Consider the following 17,671-nt stretch of genomic DNA (forward strand, 5'->3'; position numbering starts at 1 on the left):
TTCGAAATTCTCCAACAAAGATATTAACTCCTTTTTAAACGCAACACAATTACTTTAATTTAATCAGCCTAATTACCAGCCAGATACAATAAAACAACAAATCATTTACGACTTAACTTAAACTATTCATTTCTGATTTATCAGATTTTATTATATTTAGAGACACACAAATACAAACATTAATATGAAAATTAAAAATTTACCAGGAATTGCTATGGCATTGATGTGCCTTTTTGCCTGCAAGAAAGGTGATCCGGTCATTGAATCAAAAAACCCATTAGAGTTACTTAAAGATTCAGCATCATATTCTATTAATGGGAAAACCTATATTTCTATGGGTATTGAAAAAAACTGGACTTATACAACACAATCCAATCTTAAAATTACTTCAGGCGAAAATTTTAATTATTTATTAGTTGGAGATAAGGATTCTTTATTATTTGTAAGAGAATATAGCATTAAAGCACCCTATACCAACATTGCCCTTTCATTTATAAAAATATACAATAAAAATGAAACAGAATTTGCAAATGAAAATAATGGCGGATATCTAAATTACCCAAAAAACAAAACAGATATTTTTTCTCCTGGTTCATATAAATATTCAACTGAATTTAATAGAAGCAATTCGACCTCTGGAATCGCATTTACACTAATTAATCAACAAGGCATATATAAATCATATAGTCAATCAGATTTAGGGAAACAGCCATCTGTTACACAAATTGATCAAAAGGATTCAAAATTTGAAATTATAAGTTTAAAAAAACAAGAATCAGGATATTTACTAGAAGCTAAATTCAATCTAAACGTTTTTGATGAAAATAAAAAACTGCTAAAAATAGAAAATGGATACATGAGAGTAAGCATCCTAAAATAATTAAAAAAGTAAAGAAGCCCACTTCTATTTAAGGAGCAGGCTTCTTCTATCGCATTGCTAAATGAATTAAATCTTCAAAAAAACTCCTCTATCTGCTTTAGATAAGATCAATGCTTCCGCCTCAGGATAAGCCTGAGTAAATGTCGTTGGTATTTTATTTTTACTTTTTTCGTTCCATTTAAACTCAACGGCTAGAAATTTTGAATCCGATTTCTCGACATAATCGATTTCCTGTTGCTGGGTGGTTCGCCAGAAAAAGCAATCTGCTTCCAATTGGTTTTGGTGTAAAAACTTCATGCGTTCGGCGATCATATAATTTTCAAACAAGGCACCGACATCATTCCTGTTATTTAATGAATTAAAATTCCGGGTAATCGCATTGACGATTCCGGTATCATAGAAATATATTTTCTTATTCTTTTTTATCTCATTACGCACATTACCTGAAAAGGCCGGCAGGGTGAAAACAACAAAAGATTTTTCAAGCAGACTGACATATTTATCAACTGTTTTCTGATCGGCTTTAACTAATTGAGCTAATTCTGAAAAATTAACTTCACTTCCTATTTGCAAGGCCAATGCCTTCACAATTTTCTCAAAGAGCACGGGCTTTTTTACCTCTTCAAGTGCAAATAAATCTTTATATAAATAACTATCTGCTAATAATTTTAAATGTTCTTCAGCATTTTGAGGATCATTAATCACTTCGGGATAAGCTCCGTAAATCAAACGCTGTGCTATTGATCGTTCTTCAGTAATAAAATCTGTAGCACTTACTAATTCTGCATAGGAAAGCGGCAAAAGCATCATTTCATATTTCCGTCCGGTTAAAGGCTCGTTGATTTTACCTGAAAGCTCAAAAGCAGACGAGCCTGTGGCAATCACCTGAACACCTTTAAAGCGATCTACTATGATCTTGATTAACAATCCTACCTCATTGATCCGCTGAGCTTCATCTAAAAACAATACTTCATAATCACCAAGTATTTGTACCAGCTGGCTTGCATTGGGTTTAGCTAATGTTTCCCTAACATCTGCATCATCACCATTTAGATATAATGTTTTTTTATTTACCCTTGCTAATAATTGTTCCACAAAGGTGGTTTTTCCTGTTTGTCTTGGACCAAAAATAATAAAAGCCTTTCCTTTAAAAAGGCGAGCTATAGCATAATCAAACTGGTTTCTAACAATCATAGCTTAAAAACATTAATCAAATATATAATAATTTTGGATTACAATCCAGAATAAATATAATAATTTTGGATTACAATCCAGAATAAATATAATAATTTTGGATTACAATCCAGAATAAACATAACAATTTTGGATTAAAATATCATTACTTATAAAAAAACCCATTTCAATTAAGAAATGGGCCTTGTATGATTTACATGAAGACTAAATACTTTCGACTCTAGGCTACATTCTATCCGTTCAATGCTGCTGCACCACTAACAATCTCAGTCAACTCAGTGGTAATGGCTGCCTGACGGGCTTGGTTATAAGAAAGTTTTAAGGCTTTCAATAATTCACCTGCATTTTCTGTTGCCTTATCCATTGAAGTCATACGTGCGCCGTGCTCAGATGCATGTGAATCTAACACGGCCTTATATAACTGTATTTTAATAGATTTTGGAATCAATTGCTCAACAATATCTTCCTGGGATGGTTCAAGAATATAATCAACATTAGAAGCCTTTGTATCTATTTTGACAGCTTCTTCTGCTTTTGGTAATGGTAATAACTGTTCAGTGGTAATAAATTGAACAGCCGCGTTTCTGAAACGGTTGTAAACCACTTCCACCTTATCAAAATCACCTTTGATAAAACCAGCCATAATGGCATCAGTAATCTTGGTTACATTTTCAAAAGTTAAAGCAGCGTATACTTCATTATTGTTTCCAATCACATTGTATTTACGTTTTTCGTAAAAATCCTGTGTTTTCTTACCGATAGAAATAATACTTACATTACCATTCTTCAACTGCTCGCTATATTTCTCGGCAATTAAATTATTGGCCGCTTTAATCACGTTCATGTTGAAAGCACCAGCTAAACCACGGTTAGAGGATACAGTTACAATTAAAACCTTATTGGGCTCACGTTCCTGAATAAAAGGTGATGAAGACCCTTCTAAACTTGCTGAAAGATTTTCTAAAATCTCTTTCAGTTTAGTTGCATAAGGACGTAAAGCGATAATTGCATTGGTAGCACGCTTCAACTTTGCAGCGGAAACCATTTTCATAGCTTTCGTGATCTGCTGGGTTGATTGTACCGATGCAATCCGGTTTCTTACTTCTTTTAAATTAGCCATTCTTTATTTAGATGTGAGAGGTGAGATATAAGATATGAGACGTTTCTGGCCCAATCTCACATCTCAAATCTCATGTCTCAAACCCTATTAATATTTACCTGAAATCTCTTTTGCTACTGTATCTAAAACACCTGTAATGTTATCATCAAATTTTCCAGCTTTTAGGGCTGATAAAGTTTCTGGATGACGCATTTCCAATTGAGTTAAAAATTCAGTTTCAAATTCTTTAACCTTGTTAACCGGTACGTTACGCATTAGGTTTTTAGTACCTGCATAAACAATCGCCACTTGTTTCTCTACACTGAATGGAGAAAACTGTGCTTGCTTTAACATTTCTACGTTACGTGCACCTTTATCTAAAACTGATTTCGTTGCAGCATCTAAGTCAGAACCGAATTTAGAAAAAGCCTCTAATTCGCGATATTGCGCCTGATCTAACTTTAAAGTACCTGCTACTTTTTTCATCGACTTAATCTGTGCATTACCACCAACACGTGATACCGAAATACCTACGTTAATAGCCGGACGAATACCTGAGTTGAATAAGTTCGATTCTAAGAAAATCTGACCATCAGTAATCGAAATTACGTTGGTTGGAATATAAGCAGAAACGTCACCAGCTTGTGTTTCAATGATTGGTAAAGCCGTTAATGAACCACCACCTTTAACAATATGTCTGATCGATTCAGGCAAATCATTCATATTTTTAGCGATATCATCATTCGCGTTGATTTTCGCAGCTCTTTCTAACAAACGACTGTGTAAGTAGAAAACGTCACCTGGATATGCTTCACGGCCCGGCGGACGACGAAGCAATAAAGATACCTCACGGTATGCAACAGCTTGTTTAGATAAATCATCATAAACAATTAAAGCTGGTCTGCCTGTATCGCGGAAAAACTCACCAATTGCAGCACCTGCAAAAGGCGCATAGAACTGCATTGGAGCAGGATCTGCAGCAGAAGCAGCAACAACAACGGTATAAGGTAAAGCGCCATTTTCCTCTAATGTACGTACAATGTTGGCTACAGTAGAGTTTTTCTGACCGATAGCAACATAGATACAGAACACAGGCTGGCCTGCTTCATAAAATTCTTTCTGGTTAATAATGGTATCGATACAAACGGCAGTTTTACCAATCTGACGGTCACCGATAACCAATTCACGCTGACCACGGCCAATTGGAATCATGGCATCAATGGCTTTAATACCCGTTTGTAAAGGCTCATTTACCGGCTGACGATAAATTACACCTGGTGCTTTACGCTCTAAAGGCATTTCGTAAGTTTCACCTAAGATCGGACCTTTACCGTCTAAAGGCTCTCCTAACGTATTTACGACACGGCCAAGCATACCTTCACCAACTTTGATAGAGGCAATTTTTTTAGTACGTTTAATGGTATCACCTTCTTTAATCTCGTCTGAAGCACCCAAAAGTACCACACCAACGTTATCTTCTTCAAGGTTTAATACAATGCCTTGGAGGCCGTTTGCAAATTCAACCAACTCTCCCGATTGAACTTTAGTTAAACCGTAAACACGGGCAATACCGTCGCCCACTTGCAACACGGTACCAACTTCTTCCAGTTCGGTTTCTGATTTGAAGCCCGCCAATTGCTGTCTGATAATTGCCGATACTTCGTCTGGTCTTACCTCTACCATAATTTTACTTTATCTCTTTTTGTAAATGTTTAGTGCTTGGCGCATGGCGGTTGGCCTTCAATGCCACACGCTTAGCGCATCCTTATTTATTATAGCCATTAATAATTAGTTATTATACTTCTTACCTGGCAAATTATGCTGTTTTCCGGTTTGGCTTTACTATTATCGCTTAATGCACTAGTGCGCCAATTCTTTTTTAAGCTTACTTAAGCTACTGGCAATACTGGCATCAAATTGCTTATCACCTACTTTTAAAATAAAACCGCCAATTAATTTATCATTAACTTTTTCATTAAAGATCACCTCTTTAGCACCAAGTTCTCTTTTTACGGTAGCAACAATCTCTTCTTTTGCCTCATTACTTAAAACCGTGGCGCTGGTTACATCAGCAGTAACAATGCCCTTGATCAGGTTGTATTGCTGAACAAACTGCTTGGCTGTAGCAAACAATATGGCTGAACGCCCTTTACTCACTACAATTTTGAAAAAACTAAGGGTTAACTTGTTAACTTTATCTGTAAAAATACCGTTCAAAATACCTATTTTTTTATCAAGAGGTACAATTGGATTTTTAAGTATCGCTTCCAGTTCAGGAGTTTCATCAACCACTTTTTCAAACAAAACCATATCATTATAAGATTCGGCTAAAGCGTTGTTTTCAACAGCTAAGTCAATTAATGATTTGGCATACCTGCCTGCAACTTTAATTTCTGACATATATTTAGGTGTGAGACTGGAGATGTGAGATGTGAGATGTGAGATTTAGCGTTATCACCCTATCTCATATCTCATATCTGGTATCTCAAATCTAGTTTAGTTCAACGTCTTTTAACAAATTAGCCACCAAAGCTTCTTGTTTTGCTTTATCATCCAACTGATTGCGTAACACACGTTCAGCAATTTCCAATGATAAGGTAGAAACCTGACCTTTAACTTCTGCTAAAGCAGCTTTTTTCTGGTTTTCGATCTCAATTTTAGCTTTCTCAATCAACTTGGCACCTTCCAACTGAGCTTGTTTTTTAGCCTCGTTTAAAATACCATCTTTAAGTGTTTTAGCTTCCTTCAAAATTTCGTCACGCTCTGCGCGTGCCTGTTGCATTAAATCCTGGTTTTGAGCAGTTAAACGAGTCATCTCCTGTTTAGCCAGCTCAGCTTTATTCAAAGCTTCATCAATACTTTGCTCACGATCGTGGATAGCACCTAAAATAGGTTTCCATGCCAGTTTTCTAAGTAATATTAATAAGCAGATGAATGCAAGTGCTGTCCAGAAAACCAATCCAATGCTTGGGGTAACTAATTCCATTTTATATATTTTTTTACTTAATTTTTCGTTAAAACCGGGAAGATAACCAATCGTTAAATTCCCGGTTTATAAATTCCAGTTTGCTATTAAACTTGTAAGCCTAATAAAGCAACTACTACTCCGAATAAAGCAGCACCCTCAATAAGGGCAGCAGCAATAATCATTGCAGTTTGAATTTTTGATGCAGCCTCAGGTTGACGAGCAATACCTTCCATTGCTTTGCCACCTACATGACCGATACCGATACCGGCACCAATTACTGCTAAACCGGCACCAATTGCCGCGATTGAACCTACCATAACTAATTTAATTATATAATTTGTAAAAAATAGTTTTCCGTTAATGATGCTCCTCTACCGCCATTCCGATAAACAAAGCAGATAATAATGTAAAAATAAAGGCTTGTAAAAATGCTACCAATAATTCTAATACATCCATAAAAAGAACGAATGCAACTGAAACCGGAGCAATAGCCAATGTTTTAAAAATAAATATTAATGATATTAAACTCAATACGATAATGTGACCAGCTGTAATATTCGCAAATAAACGAACCATTAATGCAAATGGCTTGGATATAATACCGATCAGCTCTACAGGAATCATAATCGGGTATAACCACCAGGGCACATCAGGCGTAAGAATATGTTTCCAGTAGTATTTATTTCCGTTTAGGTTAACCACCAACATCGTGGCGGTGGCCATTACAAATGTTAAAGCAATATTACCCGTTACGTTAGCGCTACCTGGAAAAATCGGCACCAAACCCAATAAATTGTTAAATAAAATAAAGAAAAAGATCGTCAATAAATAAGGCATAAACTTGGCATACTTATGACCGATGTTTGGCTTAGCAATATCATCTCTAACAAAAATAATAACAGGCTCAAGGAATGATTGCAAACCTTTTGGTGCTTTACCTACACGTTTTTTATAACCCGCTGCTACAGCAGAAAAAACAATTACGATTAACGCAATAGCAATAAACATTGCCGCAACATTTTTAGTAATTGAAAAATCAATTACGGTATCAGATGCCGCTTCATCAATCTGACCGTCTGCACCAACTACTTTGATGTTCTTATTGAACATGTCTTTAGTCATGCTTTGCTTTAAACCGGTTACCAAACGATATTTATTGTATTTACCCTGATAATCATGTTCACCATGATGAAAATTAGCGGATGAGAACACTTCCAAACCACTTGATGTATATAAGATGACCGGAAGAGGAATTGAAGTATGCCCCCATAAATGCCACACATGCGAATCAGCAATGTGTTCCATAATCACTTTAGTTGGCTCAAATTTTTCTTCGCCATGCGCTGTAGCACCATCTTCGCCAGAAACCGCATGAGCCGATTCTGCTACTACACTATCAGGAGAAACAACACTTTCAACCTGAGCGAAAGTATCATTTTTGATAGATAAAAACGCGATTAAAAGCGTAAAAACAAAGATTACCTTCTTAACTTTCAACACAAAAACTTGGTTACAATCCATTTATTGGCAGTTTTTTACTTTAAATTTTGGTGGCGCAAGTTACGTAACAAACAGTATATTTCAAAGGCAGTAAACAATAAATACACAGAAAAAAAATTAAGTGCAAAAAGCAACCCGTTTCCCTTTGCTTTTATACTGTAAACCAGCACAAAAGCCATACAAAAAATCATTTTCACCGCAATTGATCCCATAATGGCTATTACACCTACTTCCGGATCCCTTTTTATTCCGATATCAACAAGTGTATATGCGATATAGGTTATACCTGCCATGAAGCCAAAAACTACCCAAAAATTTTTAACAAAGAGTTGTTTTTCAGGAAAAATCATCGGTAAAACGGCAATAATGGCAATTAGAATACCAACGAAAATAAAATAGATGCTTGTAAATTTGGTTAGCGCCAATGGAAACTTCTTTACGAATGAAAACTTGTGCAAAGATAAGGTTTTAGCATTAATGTAACTAGTTAAGGAAGATAAATATTGTGAAGGTTGGTTAAGTGTTTAAATCGGTTAGCTGAGGTAAATATCCCATTGCTGTATTGTTAATTGATTAATTGTTGGTGCATATCATTCAACAATCAAACAATACAGCAATTTAATAATAATTATTTCGTAGCCTGTTTAATAGCCTGATACAAGGCTATGCCCACACCTGCCAGTGCAAAGGCTGCAGTAATGATTTTGCTTTTACTGTTGCGGTGCTCATCAATCTTATAACCTATGAAGGTTAACAAACCTATCGTAGCAATCATCTGGAAACCTATAGCAGAATATTTAGCTGCTGCATTAACCTTTTTACCATGATTTTCTTCTTTAGGATTTTCCATTTTTTAATATGATAATTAATTAACTTTGAATAATTAAAACTGATAGCTGAATAAGTAATTCTGCAAACATTTTTATTGTATAATACTAAAGGGGATTTATCATACTTGAAAAAACGCATCAACATAGGCATCAACAGCTTTCTCATCCTTCTTGGCTTATCATGTATATACGGCTGTGTGGCCAACAAAGATACCACCATCGATCGGAAGTTTCAAAATTTAACAGCCAGATATAATTATATCTACAATTCAAATGTTTTATTAACCGAACACCGGGAAGCTTTGTTGCAAAGTTACAGCGACAACTATGAAAAAATCCTTCCGGTTTACCTGGATCCTGAACCTCAAATTAATTTAATATTAGCACCCGCAGCACCAAACAAACAATTAGATGCGGTAATTACCAAGGGACAAACGATTATAAACGATAAAAGTTTCAGCAATTATATTGATGATGCCTACATGCTTTTAGGGAAAGCAAACTACCTTAAAGGCAATTATTTCATCGCATCAGAATATTTCGATTATACCGCAAAAACCTATAGCAAAAACCTGAAAACTTTCATCATGGCCATGGACTGGAAAGCACGCAGCCAGATGGAATTGAACAATATGGTCTTCGCCGATAAGATTCTGGATACCATGTTACGTGTGCAAGACCTGCTAAAAAATGACCTGGCCGAACCTTTGGCAACCACTGCTCAAATGCGCATTTATCAAAACAGAAATAAGGAAGCAATTCTGTTATTGGAAACTGCGGTAAAACTCACTCATGATCAGCAATCAAGGATTCGCTGGCGGTATATTTTAGCACAATTGCAGGAAAGGGAAAAAGAATATCAGAATGCCCTGATCAATTTTACAAAGGTTGAAAAAAGCAATGCACCTTTTGAAATGTATTTTCATGCCAACCTGCAACGGATCAAATTAAAGGGAATTATTAACGGACAACAGGTTGACGAAGATAAAGCACTTCTGACCTTGCTGAAGGATGATAAGAATGCTGATTATACCGACCAGATTTATTATCAGGTTGGAGAAATGTTTTCAACAAAAGGAAAGTTTAATAAGGCTGAGAAAAATTATTTGAAGTCGATAGAGAAAAGCACCAGAAACCAGACACAGAAAGCATTGTCTTATCTGAGGGTAGCTGATTTAAACTTCAAAGAATTTAACAATTACGTTAAGGCAAAGCTGTATTACGATAGTACAGTCATGATTTTACCCAAAAACTTTCCTGACTACAACAGCATTGCTAAAAAAGCCGAAAACCTGAAATACCTGACTGATCGTTTTACCCTGATTGCAAGGGAAGATACAGCACAGGCCTTTGCCAAACTTCCGGCTGGGGAACGGGAGGCCAGGGTTAAAGCATATTTAACGCAAAAGGTTGAGGTAGTTACCGTACCGTTACCAACAGGTAATCAACCTTTAGACAATCCGGATTTCCCTAATCAAACCTTAAATCCGGCGATGAAAGGTACGGGCAATACCTTTTATTTTAATAACAATGCCGCAATCAGCAATGGCTTTGCCGATTTCAGAAAACGCTGGGGAAACAGGCAACTGGAAGATAACTGGAGACAAAGCATCAGGTCATCAGCACAGGAAAATAGCCAGGTAATGTCTGGAGGTAAAGTTGCCAACGAGATTATACCAGCTAACGAAACCAATGCATCAACCAGCCAGGACCAGACTTCTTTAGAAAAACAGTTCCTCAATGATTTGCCCACCACGCCCGAACGCTTGCTCGCTTCAGATCAGAAAATAATTGATGCCTATTTTGAAATGGCGAGCTTTTATCAGCAGGAATTAAATGATAAAGCCGAAGCCAATAAAATATACCTGATAGTATTAAACAGGTATCCTGAAAATAATCACCTGGCCGCCATTTATTATAGTCTATATCTCAATTTCCGTGGAATTGATGAAGATAAGTCAAATGAATACAGGCAATGGGTGCTTACCAAATTCCCGCAAAGCAATTTTGCTAAAACCATTTTGGATCCTTCATACTCTGCCAAACAAAGCGAATTAGAGCACATTGCCATTAATAATTACAACGTAACCTTTGATGCCTATGCCAGAAAAGATTATCCAACAGTGATCAATCAGGCTAATGTGAACATTTCTGCATCGCCAGATAATGGCCTGGCACCACAATATGCTTACCTGAAAGCCATCGCCATTGGGCGTACATCCAAGTTAGATCCCTTGCTGAAAGAATTTAATTCGATCAATAACAATTATCCTGATGATATGGTGATCACTCCGCTGGTAAGGGATCACTTAAAATACATCGAAGCCAATTTGGATGAGTTCAAACAAAGACCGGTGGCATTGATTGATTTTGACGCCAATGAGCCGCGTTTTGTGAGTCAGGCTAAACCCATTGCCATTCCGGCCAAGCCTTTGAACACGGATATACATGCGGCTATCCCGGTTGAAAAACCAAAGGCCAATGAGGAGGAAAAGCCCAACGAAATTAAACCTGTTGATGTAAGCAAACCTGCCAGTATATTTAGTGCAGCAAAATCAGAAGAATATTATTACGTGATTGATGTGGCAGATGCTACCTTAACACTCAGTTCTTCCCGTTTTGGAATCGGACAATTTAACCGGGGAAATTATCCTGATAATGATTTGGCGCATAAATTGATTGAACTGGATAACGATCAGCTCATCTACGTAACCAGCTTTATTGATTTAGAAGATGCCAGAATATATGAATCAAGCATTTCAGGCCAATTGAAGAACATCATGAAAGTTCCGGCTAACCTTTACAAAGGATTCATTATCAGCAAGGAAAACTTCGAAAAGCTTACCGACAGGCAACGTATAAATGAATATCTGGAGTTTTTAAAAGACAATTATAAATAGAACAGGACGCTTAATCAAAAGCAGAAAAGTTTCATTTCTTTAAAAATTAATAAATTTGCAGCTTAAAATCGGCCTTACATCAAGCCCTTTTTGAACTAATTACAACACAAAATGAATAAATCCCTTTCTGAACAGGAAACAAAAAAATATAGTTTAGTCATCTGGAAAATACTGATTACCGGAATAGCCTTATTTGCTATTTTTATTTCCATGATCGGCTTAGGCCTTTTCGGCGAACTGCCTTCTTTCCGTGATATTGAGCACCCAAAAAGCAATCAGGCATCAGAAATTATCGCTGAAGATGGTCGCCCGCTCGGAACCTATTTTGTTCAAAACCGTTCGAATGTTACTTACAAAGATATTTCTGAAAATGTAATTAACGGATTGATCGCAACTGAAGATACCCGTTTCAAAGAACACTCCGGAATTGATTTCAAACGTACCTTTACCATTATTGGTTATAACCTGATCGGGAAAAAGCAAGGTGCCAGTACCATCACCCAGCAGCTGGCCAAAAATCTTTTTCCAAGGGAATCAAATCTTAACTTCTTCTCGCTGGTGCTGACTAAATTCAAAGAGTGGATTGTTGCAGTTAAACTGGAGCGAAATTATACCAAAGAGGAAATCATTACCATGTATCTGAATACCGTGGATTTTGGTAACCAGGCTTATGGAATTAAATCTGCAGCTAGGGTGTACTTTAACACTACTCCGGATAAATTAACGTTAACCCAAGCCGCTACACTTGTTGGGATGCAAAAGGGGATTACGATGTACTCTCCTACCCGGCATCCGGAGCGTTCAAGAGACCGCAGAAATACGGTAATGGCCATGATGGTAAAATCGGAATTGCTGAGCCCGCAGGAATTTGAAGAAGAAAAAGATAAACCTCTGGGCTTAAAATTTAATGCCGCCACCGTAAATGATGGTATCGCGCCATATTTCAGATCGGTTTTAAAGAACGATATCAAGACTATTTTTCAGGAACAGGGCATCACCAAACCTGATGGATCAGCATATGACCTGGATCGTGACGGACTGAAAATTTATACCACGCTCAATTACGATATGCAAAAATATGCCGAAGAGGCACAGAAAGAATATATGAAAGTGCTGCAGGCACAGTTCTTAGCCAGCTGGAAAGGCAGGAATCCTTTTAAAGGCAAAGATTTACAAATTCAGCAGGGTATTAAGAGGTCCGACCGCTATAAGGCCTTAAAGCTGGAAGGAAAATCGGATGATGAGATTAGAGATGATTTTAATACCAAAACCGAGATGACGATCTTTACCTGGAAAGGCAATGTAGATACTGTAATGAAGCCAATTGATTCTGTACGCTATTACAAAATGTTGCTGCGTAATGCCATGATGACCATGGACCCTACCAATGGCCATGTTAAAGCCTGGGTTGGAGGAATTAATTATGAGCACTTCAAATACGACCAGGTGAAAATGGGTACCAGACAAGTGGGTTCAACCGCTAAGCCTTTTACCTATGCTGTTGCTATTGAAAACGGTTATTCGCCTTGCTATACTGTACCTAATGTTCCGGTAACCATTGATGGTTATGGAGAACCATGGACACCCAAATCTTCCGGAAAGCCACTCGCAGGAAGTATAACCCTTCAAAAAGCATTGGCTTTTTCACAAAACTATGTGACCGCATACCTGATGAAACAGGTTGGTCCGGTAGCGGTTTCTACCCTGGCCACTAAAATGGGGATTCCGAATGTTCCGGCTTACCCTTCCATCGCACTGGGTACGTTTGATTCTTCCATTTATAATATGGTGGGCGCCTATGGCGCATTTGCAAACAAAGGCGTGTATACCAAGCCAATTTATTTATTGAAGATTGAAGATAAAAACGGTGTGGTGTTGTTCTCGCAAAAGGAAATACCAAAACCCATCATGAGTGAGGAAGTGGCTTACGTGATGACCAGAATGCTGAAGGGCGTGGTTTCCGGTGGTACAGGTTCGAGGTTAAATTATAAATATAAAGTGAACGCACCCATAGGTGGAAAAACCGGAACCACACAAAACAACTCCGATGGATGGTTTATGGCCATTACCCCTCAGCTGGTCACCGGTGTATGGACGGGTTGTGAAGACCGGGCTTTTCACTTTATCAGTACCAGCCAGGGTGAAGGTGCCAATACAGCCCTTCCTATTTTTGCAGGGTTTATCAAACGGGTTTATGCCAATCCGGCCTTAAAAATCAGTCATGCTGATTTTGATGTCCCTAAATCAGGTGTTTCCATTACATACGATTGTAACCAATATCAGCAACAGCAGGAAGATACCAATCCGGAATTGGATGAAAAATTAGGTTTTTAATCTTTCATGGCTTCATTACGCCTGAAAATTATTTATAATCGCCATCATTGCTGAACAAAATTAGTTCCTGATCCTTTTTCAGGAAAATTTTATCTGATCACCCTATTATTGAAAGCATGAGCAGTTTCGACCATAAAACAGCATTAACCGCTATTCCGCATAAACCAGGCGTTTACCAGTACTGGGATGCGGACGGAAAGTTAATGTACATTGGCAAGGCAAAAGACCTTCGAAATCGTGTGGGCTCCTACTTCAATACCGATAAGCAACAGTTTAATGGCAAAACAAGAGTATTGGTTTCTAAGATCAGGAAAATCACTTTTACCATTGTTGATACTGAGATTGATGCCTGGTTGCTGGAAAACAGCCTTATTAAAAAGCATCAGCCTAAGTTTAACATCAACCTGAAAGACGATAAAACCTACCCCTGGATTATCGTAAAAAATGAACAATATCCCAGAATTTACTGGACCAGAAAGGTCATTAAAGATGGTTCAACCTATTTTGGCCCCTATGGTTCCATTGGAATGATGCATACCATTTTAGATCTGATTAAGGAAACCTATCCGCTAAGAACATGCGCCTTACCCTTAAACGATAAAAATATTGCCGAGGGAAAATTTAAAGTTTGTTTAGAATACCAGATCGGAAATTGTAAAGGTCCGTGCCAGGCTTATCAAACAGAATCTGATTATGATAAAAACATAGGTGAAATTAAGGAGATTCTGAATGGAAAAATAGGCAATGTCATCCGTGATGTAAAAAGCATCATTAAATCAGCTTCAGAGGACTTAAATTTTGAGCTGGCACACCAATATTCCAGAAGGCTACAGGTTTTAGAAAAATACCAAAGTAAATCGACAGTTGTAAACAGTGCCATTACCAATGTAGATGTGGTGAGTATTGCTTCTGATGAACGCTATGCCTTTGTCAATTACCTTAAGGTGATGAACGGAACCATTATTCAAACCCAAACAATCGAAATCAAAAAGCAGCTGGATGAAAGTGATGATGAATTATTAATTACGGCCATGCTGGAGTTCAGAACCAAATTTAACAGTACATCAAAGGAAATCATTGTACCATTTGAACTTTCACTCGAGGATGAAAACCTGAAGTTTACCGTACCTAAGCTGGGTGAAAAAAAGAAGTTACTGGAACTTTCTCAAAAGAATGTGCTGTTCTTTAAAAAAGAAAAGCTGAATCAATATGAAAAGCTAAATCCAGATTTAAGGACTGACCGTATTCTTACCACCATTCAAAATGATTTACGGTTAACCCAACTGCCAAAGCATATTGAGTGTTTTGATAATTCAAACTTTCAGGGCAAATATCCGGTTTCGGCCATTGTGGTGTTTAAAGATGCCAAGCCATCCAAAAAAGATTACCGCCATTTTAACGTAAAAACAGTTGAAGGACCAAATGATTTTGCAACAATGGAAGAGGCTGTTTTTCGCCGCTATAGGCGCATGCTGGAGGAAGATCAACCCTTACCCCAGCTCATCATTATTGATGGTGGTAAAGGACAGCTTTCATCTGCAGTGAAAAGCCTTAAATTGTTAGGAATAGAAAATAAAGTTACCGTGATTGGTATCGCCAAGAGACTGGAGGAATTATTCTATCCTGGTGATTCCTATCCCCTATATTTAGATAAGAAATCAGAAACCTTAAAAGTTATTCAGCAACTTCGGGATGAAGCCCACAGGTTTGGTATCACCTTCCATAGGAAAAAGCGTGACCAAGGCACATTGAAAACCGAGCTTGAACAAATTGAAGGTATTGGCAAAACCACCGCTGATAAATTATTAACCCATTTTAAATCGGTTAAAAAGATTAAAGAAGCGACGGAAAAAGAGCTGGCAGAGATCCTGAACAAGAAACAGGTTATGACGCTGCTCAATCATTTCAAAGAAGTTTAATCATCGAACGAGTAGCCGTAGAAAAGATTAACATAATATTAATGTTTCCACAGTCTAGCTTCCATACTTTTTCTATAAATTGGGCATGTTAACACCAGCAAACATTCATCCCCGATTTACATGAATAACAACATCCTGGCTGCAATGACCAAGCTTTTATTGGGCACATTGTACTTTACTGAAACAGAAAGCACTTTTACAGTGACCGACTGGGGTAAAATCCCGCCAACAGAATTATTATCCAAAATTGCAGCCCGACATCATTCTGATGCATCTCATTTAAAACAAATCAATCCTGCTGACTTTTTTGATCGTCTGGTATCGAAAGTGGATGCAGCTGATGCACCCATGGTTGAAAACGCGCAGAAAATCCAGAAGTTCTACACCTATTTAACGGAAAACCTCTCCAGTATCCAGGTAATCAGGGTAGAAGGCAACAGCAAAATTCCTGTACTTATTACCGGATATCTCGCAGATGGCACCTGTGTGCTGATTGAAACGTTTGCAGTAGAAACCTAAAATCAATCCCATCAATTACATACACCCCATTAAAAATGAAAGCATTAAAAAAATTAAGCTTAATGGCCGTTTTGTGCCTTGGCCTTGCTGCCTGTAAAAAAGAAAATCAGGTTCAGCCAGAAACGGTTTTATTTGAACAAAAATTAAACAGTAAAGCAGTTGCATCCGGTGAGCAGTCTATCGTTGCCGGTTTTCCTGAAAATTTCGAATCCGGCAACAAAACCAGTTATACCACTGCTTCTGTAACATTAGGCAGTGGCAGCTGGAGCCTGAACGATGCCCTGATTGGTAATCTTGCCGCTGACGCGAAAAATGGAAGTCAATCTGTACGCATACGCAACACCGGTATTTTGAGTATGAATTTCGATGTAAACGGTGCCGATGCAGTAAGTATTGCGCATGCCAGGTATGGCAGCGATGCCAGCAGTACCTGGCAGCTTTGGTATTCAATCAATGGTGGTTCCAGCTGGCAGCAATCGGGCAGTACAGTTACCAGCAGCAGTAGCACATTGTCTACCATAACTTTTAACACGGCAATTTCTGGTAATGTTCGTTTTCAGATCCGCAAAATCAGTGGCGGTACAGCGCGGATAAATATAGATGATGTCAGCATTTCTACTGGTGACGGCGGTACCACAAACCCACCTACCACAACCCCGGGCGATAATAGTTACCTTTTACTTGGAAACCCAAGTAATGCTGTTGCCAGTATATCAAATCCTGAAAATTACTTAATGGAACGCACCTACTATACCAGTTCTTACAGCAAAAGCAGGGCCACTCCAAATTGGGTAAGCTGGCATATCGGATCATCTGATTTAGGTTCTGCATCACGCCAGGATGATTTCAGATCTGATAACACTTTACCTTCAGGCTGGTACGAAGTATCAAACAGCAGTTATTCAGGTTCGGGTTTTGACCGCGGTCATAATTGCCCTTCGGCAGACAGAACATCTTCAGTTACCGCAAATTCTTCTACTTTTTTAATGAGTAATATGATGCCACAGGCACCTAATAATAACCAGGGTCCATGGGCTGATCTCGAAAACTATACCCGTTCATTGGTGACAGCAGGTAATGAGGTTTATGTAATTTGCGGTTCTTATGGATCAGGCGGTACAGGAAGCAATGGCGGCATTACCTATACTATTGATAATGGCCGGGTAAATGTACCATCCAACACCTGGAAAGTGATTGTTGTATTACCAAATGGCAACAACGATTTAAATCGGATAACATCTACCACAAGGGTAATTACCGTAAATATGCCAAATACAAATGGCTTAAATACCAACTGGAAAACTTATCGTACAACTGTTAATTCGATAGAAACGGCAACAGGTTATGATCTTTTATCAAACGTGCCTACAGCTATTCAAAATGCAATTGAATCTGTAACGGATAACCAATAGCGATCTTTATGGATCGGAGAAATGAAAGCATATCAAATAATGCTAAAAAATGAGTTCATTTCTATTCACTAAATCTTTATCTGAAAACGAGATAAGCGTGAAACAAAAAAGACTTC

The 17,671-nt window shown here is 37.8% G+C and carries 15 protein-coding genes; 6 read left to right on the forward strand and 9 right to left on the reverse strand.

The genetic code is table 11. The features are described from left to right. Positions 1-184: 184 nt before the first annotated feature. Positions 185-880, forward strand: coding sequence for a hypothetical protein (locus CBW18_RS01430; RefSeq protein WP_088299475.1), 696 nt, complete (start codon positions 185-187; stop codon positions 878-880). A gap of 66 nt (positions 881-946) precedes the next feature. On the opposite strand, the gene CBW18_RS01435 is transcribed toward CBW18_RS01430, so the two are convergent. The 9 genes from CBW18_RS01435 to CBW18_RS01475 all read right to left on the reverse strand — a co-directional run bounded on the left by CBW18_RS01435 (position 947) and on the right by CBW18_RS01475 (position 8,491). Further along, the gene (locus CBW18_RS01435) at positions 947-2,074 is read right to left on the reverse strand and encodes an ATP-binding protein (RefSeq protein ID WP_088299476.1); all 1,128 of its coding nucleotides are present in this window, start codon (positions 2,072-2,074) and stop codon (positions 947-949) included. A 232-nt stretch (positions 2,075-2,306) separates the two neighbouring features. After that, positions 2,307-3,194, reverse strand: a complete 888-nt coding sequence (atpG, locus tag CBW18_RS01440; protein ID WP_088299477.1) for an ATP synthase F1 subunit gamma — start codon at positions 3,192-3,194, stop codon at positions 2,307-2,309. An 87-nt stretch (positions 3,195-3,281) separates the two neighbouring features. After that, positions 3,282-4,856 carry a F0F1 ATP synthase subunit alpha gene (gene atpA, locus CBW18_RS01445; protein WP_088299478.1) on the reverse strand — a complete coding sequence of 525 codons (1,575 nt, stop codon included), beginning with the start codon at positions 4,854-4,856 and terminating at the stop codon, positions 3,282-3,284. Between the two features lie 177 nt (positions 4,857-5,033). Beyond that, positions 5,034-5,573, reverse strand: coding sequence for an ATP synthase F1 subunit delta (gene atpH / locus CBW18_RS01450; protein ID WP_088299479.1), 540 nt, complete (start codon positions 5,571-5,573; stop codon positions 5,034-5,036). Positions 5,574-5,664: 91 nt separating this feature from the next. Further along, entirely contained in the window at positions 5,665-6,159 is a 495-nt protein-coding gene (locus tag CBW18_RS01455) for a F0F1 ATP synthase subunit B (protein ID WP_088299480.1), read from the reverse strand. Between the two features lie 86 nt (positions 6,160-6,245). Beyond that, complete coding sequence (atpE, locus tag CBW18_RS01460; RefSeq protein ID WP_088299481.1) at positions 6,246-6,458, reverse strand: ATP synthase F0 subunit C; 213 nt, start codon at positions 6,456-6,458, stop codon at positions 6,246-6,248. A gap of 40 nt (positions 6,459-6,498) precedes the next feature. Further along, a complete protein-coding gene (atpB, locus tag CBW18_RS01465; RefSeq protein WP_088299482.1) occupies positions 6,499-7,662 on the reverse strand; it encodes a F0F1 ATP synthase subunit A in 1,164 nt (387 codons plus the stop codon). Positions 7,663-7,676: 14 nt separating this feature from the next. Beyond that, positions 7,677-7,991: a hypothetical protein gene (locus CBW18_RS01470; protein WP_253248931.1), complete on the reverse strand. Its 315-nt coding sequence runs from the start codon at positions 7,989-7,991 to the stop codon at positions 7,677-7,679. Positions 7,992-8,269: 278 nt separating this feature from the next. Next, on the reverse strand, positions 8,270-8,491 hold the full coding sequence (locus CBW18_RS01475) for an AtpZ/AtpI family protein (protein ID WP_088299483.1): 222 nt from the start codon (positions 8,489-8,491) through the stop codon (positions 8,270-8,272). Between the two features lie 105 nt (positions 8,492-8,596). Between CBW18_RS01475 and CBW18_RS01480 the strand changes: the two genes are divergently transcribed. The 5 genes from CBW18_RS01480 (at position 8,597) to CBW18_RS01500 (ending at position 17,555) form a co-directional block, all read left to right on the forward strand. Beyond that, entirely contained in the window at positions 8,597-11,371 is a 2,775-nt protein-coding gene (locus CBW18_RS01480; protein WP_088299484.1) for a gliding motility protein, read from the forward strand. 111 nt (positions 11,372-11,482) lie between these two features. Continuing rightward, positions 11,483-13,705, forward strand: coding sequence for a transglycosylase domain-containing protein (locus CBW18_RS01485; protein ID WP_088299485.1), 2,223 nt, complete (start codon positions 11,483-11,485; stop codon positions 13,703-13,705). A gap of 116 nt (positions 13,706-13,821) precedes the next feature. Beyond that, a complete protein-coding gene (gene uvrC / locus CBW18_RS01490) occupies positions 13,822-15,624 on the forward strand; it encodes an excinuclease ABC subunit UvrC (protein WP_088299486.1) in 1,803 nt (600 codons plus the stop codon). Positions 15,625-15,744: 120 nt separating this feature from the next. After that, entirely contained in the window at positions 15,745-16,143 is a 399-nt protein-coding gene (locus CBW18_RS01495) for a nuclease A inhibitor family protein (protein ID WP_088299487.1), read from the forward strand. Between the two features lie 35 nt (positions 16,144-16,178). Beyond that, positions 16,179-17,555, forward strand: a complete 1,377-nt coding sequence (locus tag CBW18_RS01500; RefSeq protein WP_088299488.1) for a DNA/RNA non-specific endonuclease — start codon at positions 16,179-16,181, stop codon at positions 17,553-17,555. Positions 17,556-17,671: the final 116 nt, after the last annotated feature.

This window comes from Pedobacter sp. AJM (assembly GCF_002197755.1).
In the GTDB taxonomy this organism is placed as follows: domain Bacteria; phylum Bacteroidota; class Bacteroidia; order Sphingobacteriales; family Sphingobacteriaceae; genus Pedobacter.

What these genes read in the sequence shown, in the direction of transcription:
- CBW18_RS01430 (WP_088299475.1), top strand. Translation starts at nt 185, where the DNA reads ATGAAAATTAAAAATTTACCAGGAATTGCTATGGCATTGATGTGCCTT.
- CBW18_RS01435 (WP_088299476.1), bottom strand. Translation starts at nt 2,074, where the DNA reads ATGATTGTTAGAAACCAGTTTGATTATGCTATAGCTCGCCTTTTTAAA.
- atpG (WP_088299477.1), bottom strand. Translation starts at nt 3,194, where the DNA reads ATGGCTAATTTAAAAGAAGTAAGAAACCGGATTGCATCGGTACAATCA.
- atpA (WP_088299478.1), bottom strand. Translation starts at nt 4,856, where the DNA reads ATGGTAGAGGTAAGACCAGACGAAGTATCGGCAATTATCAGACAGCAA.
- atpH (WP_088299479.1), bottom strand. Translation starts at nt 5,573, where the DNA reads ATGTCAGAAATTAAAGTTGCAGGCAGGTATGCCAAATCATTAATTGAC.
- CBW18_RS01455 (WP_088299480.1), bottom strand. Translation starts at nt 6,159, where the DNA reads ATGGAATTAGTTACCCCAAGCATTGGATTGGTTTTCTGGACAGCACTT.
- atpE (WP_088299481.1), bottom strand. Translation starts at nt 6,458, where the DNA reads ATGGTAGGTTCAATCGCGGCAATTGGTGCCGGTTTAGCAGTAATTGGT.
- atpB (WP_088299482.1), bottom strand. Translation starts at nt 7,662, where the DNA reads ATGGATTGTAACCAAGTTTTTGTGTTGAAAGTTAAGAAGGTAATCTTT.
- CBW18_RS01470 (WP_253248931.1), bottom strand. Translation starts at nt 7,991, where the DNA reads ATGATTTTTCCTGAAAAACAACTCTTTGTTAAAAATTTTTGGGTAGTT.
- CBW18_RS01475 (WP_088299483.1), bottom strand. Translation starts at nt 8,491, where the DNA reads ATGGAAAATCCTAAAGAAGAAAATCATGGTAAAAAGGTTAATGCAGCA.
- CBW18_RS01485 (WP_088299485.1), top strand. Translation starts at nt 11,483, where the DNA reads ATGAATAAATCCCTTTCTGAACAGGAAACAAAAAAATATAGTTTAGTC.
- uvrC (WP_088299486.1), top strand. Translation starts at nt 13,822, where the DNA reads ATGAGCAGTTTCGACCATAAAACAGCATTAACCGCTATTCCGCATAAA.
- CBW18_RS01495 (WP_088299487.1), top strand. Translation starts at nt 15,745, where the DNA reads ATGAATAACAACATCCTGGCTGCAATGACCAAGCTTTTATTGGGCACA.
- CBW18_RS01500 (WP_088299488.1), top strand. Translation starts at nt 16,179, where the DNA reads ATGAAAGCATTAAAAAAATTAAGCTTAATGGCCGTTTTGTGCCTTGGC.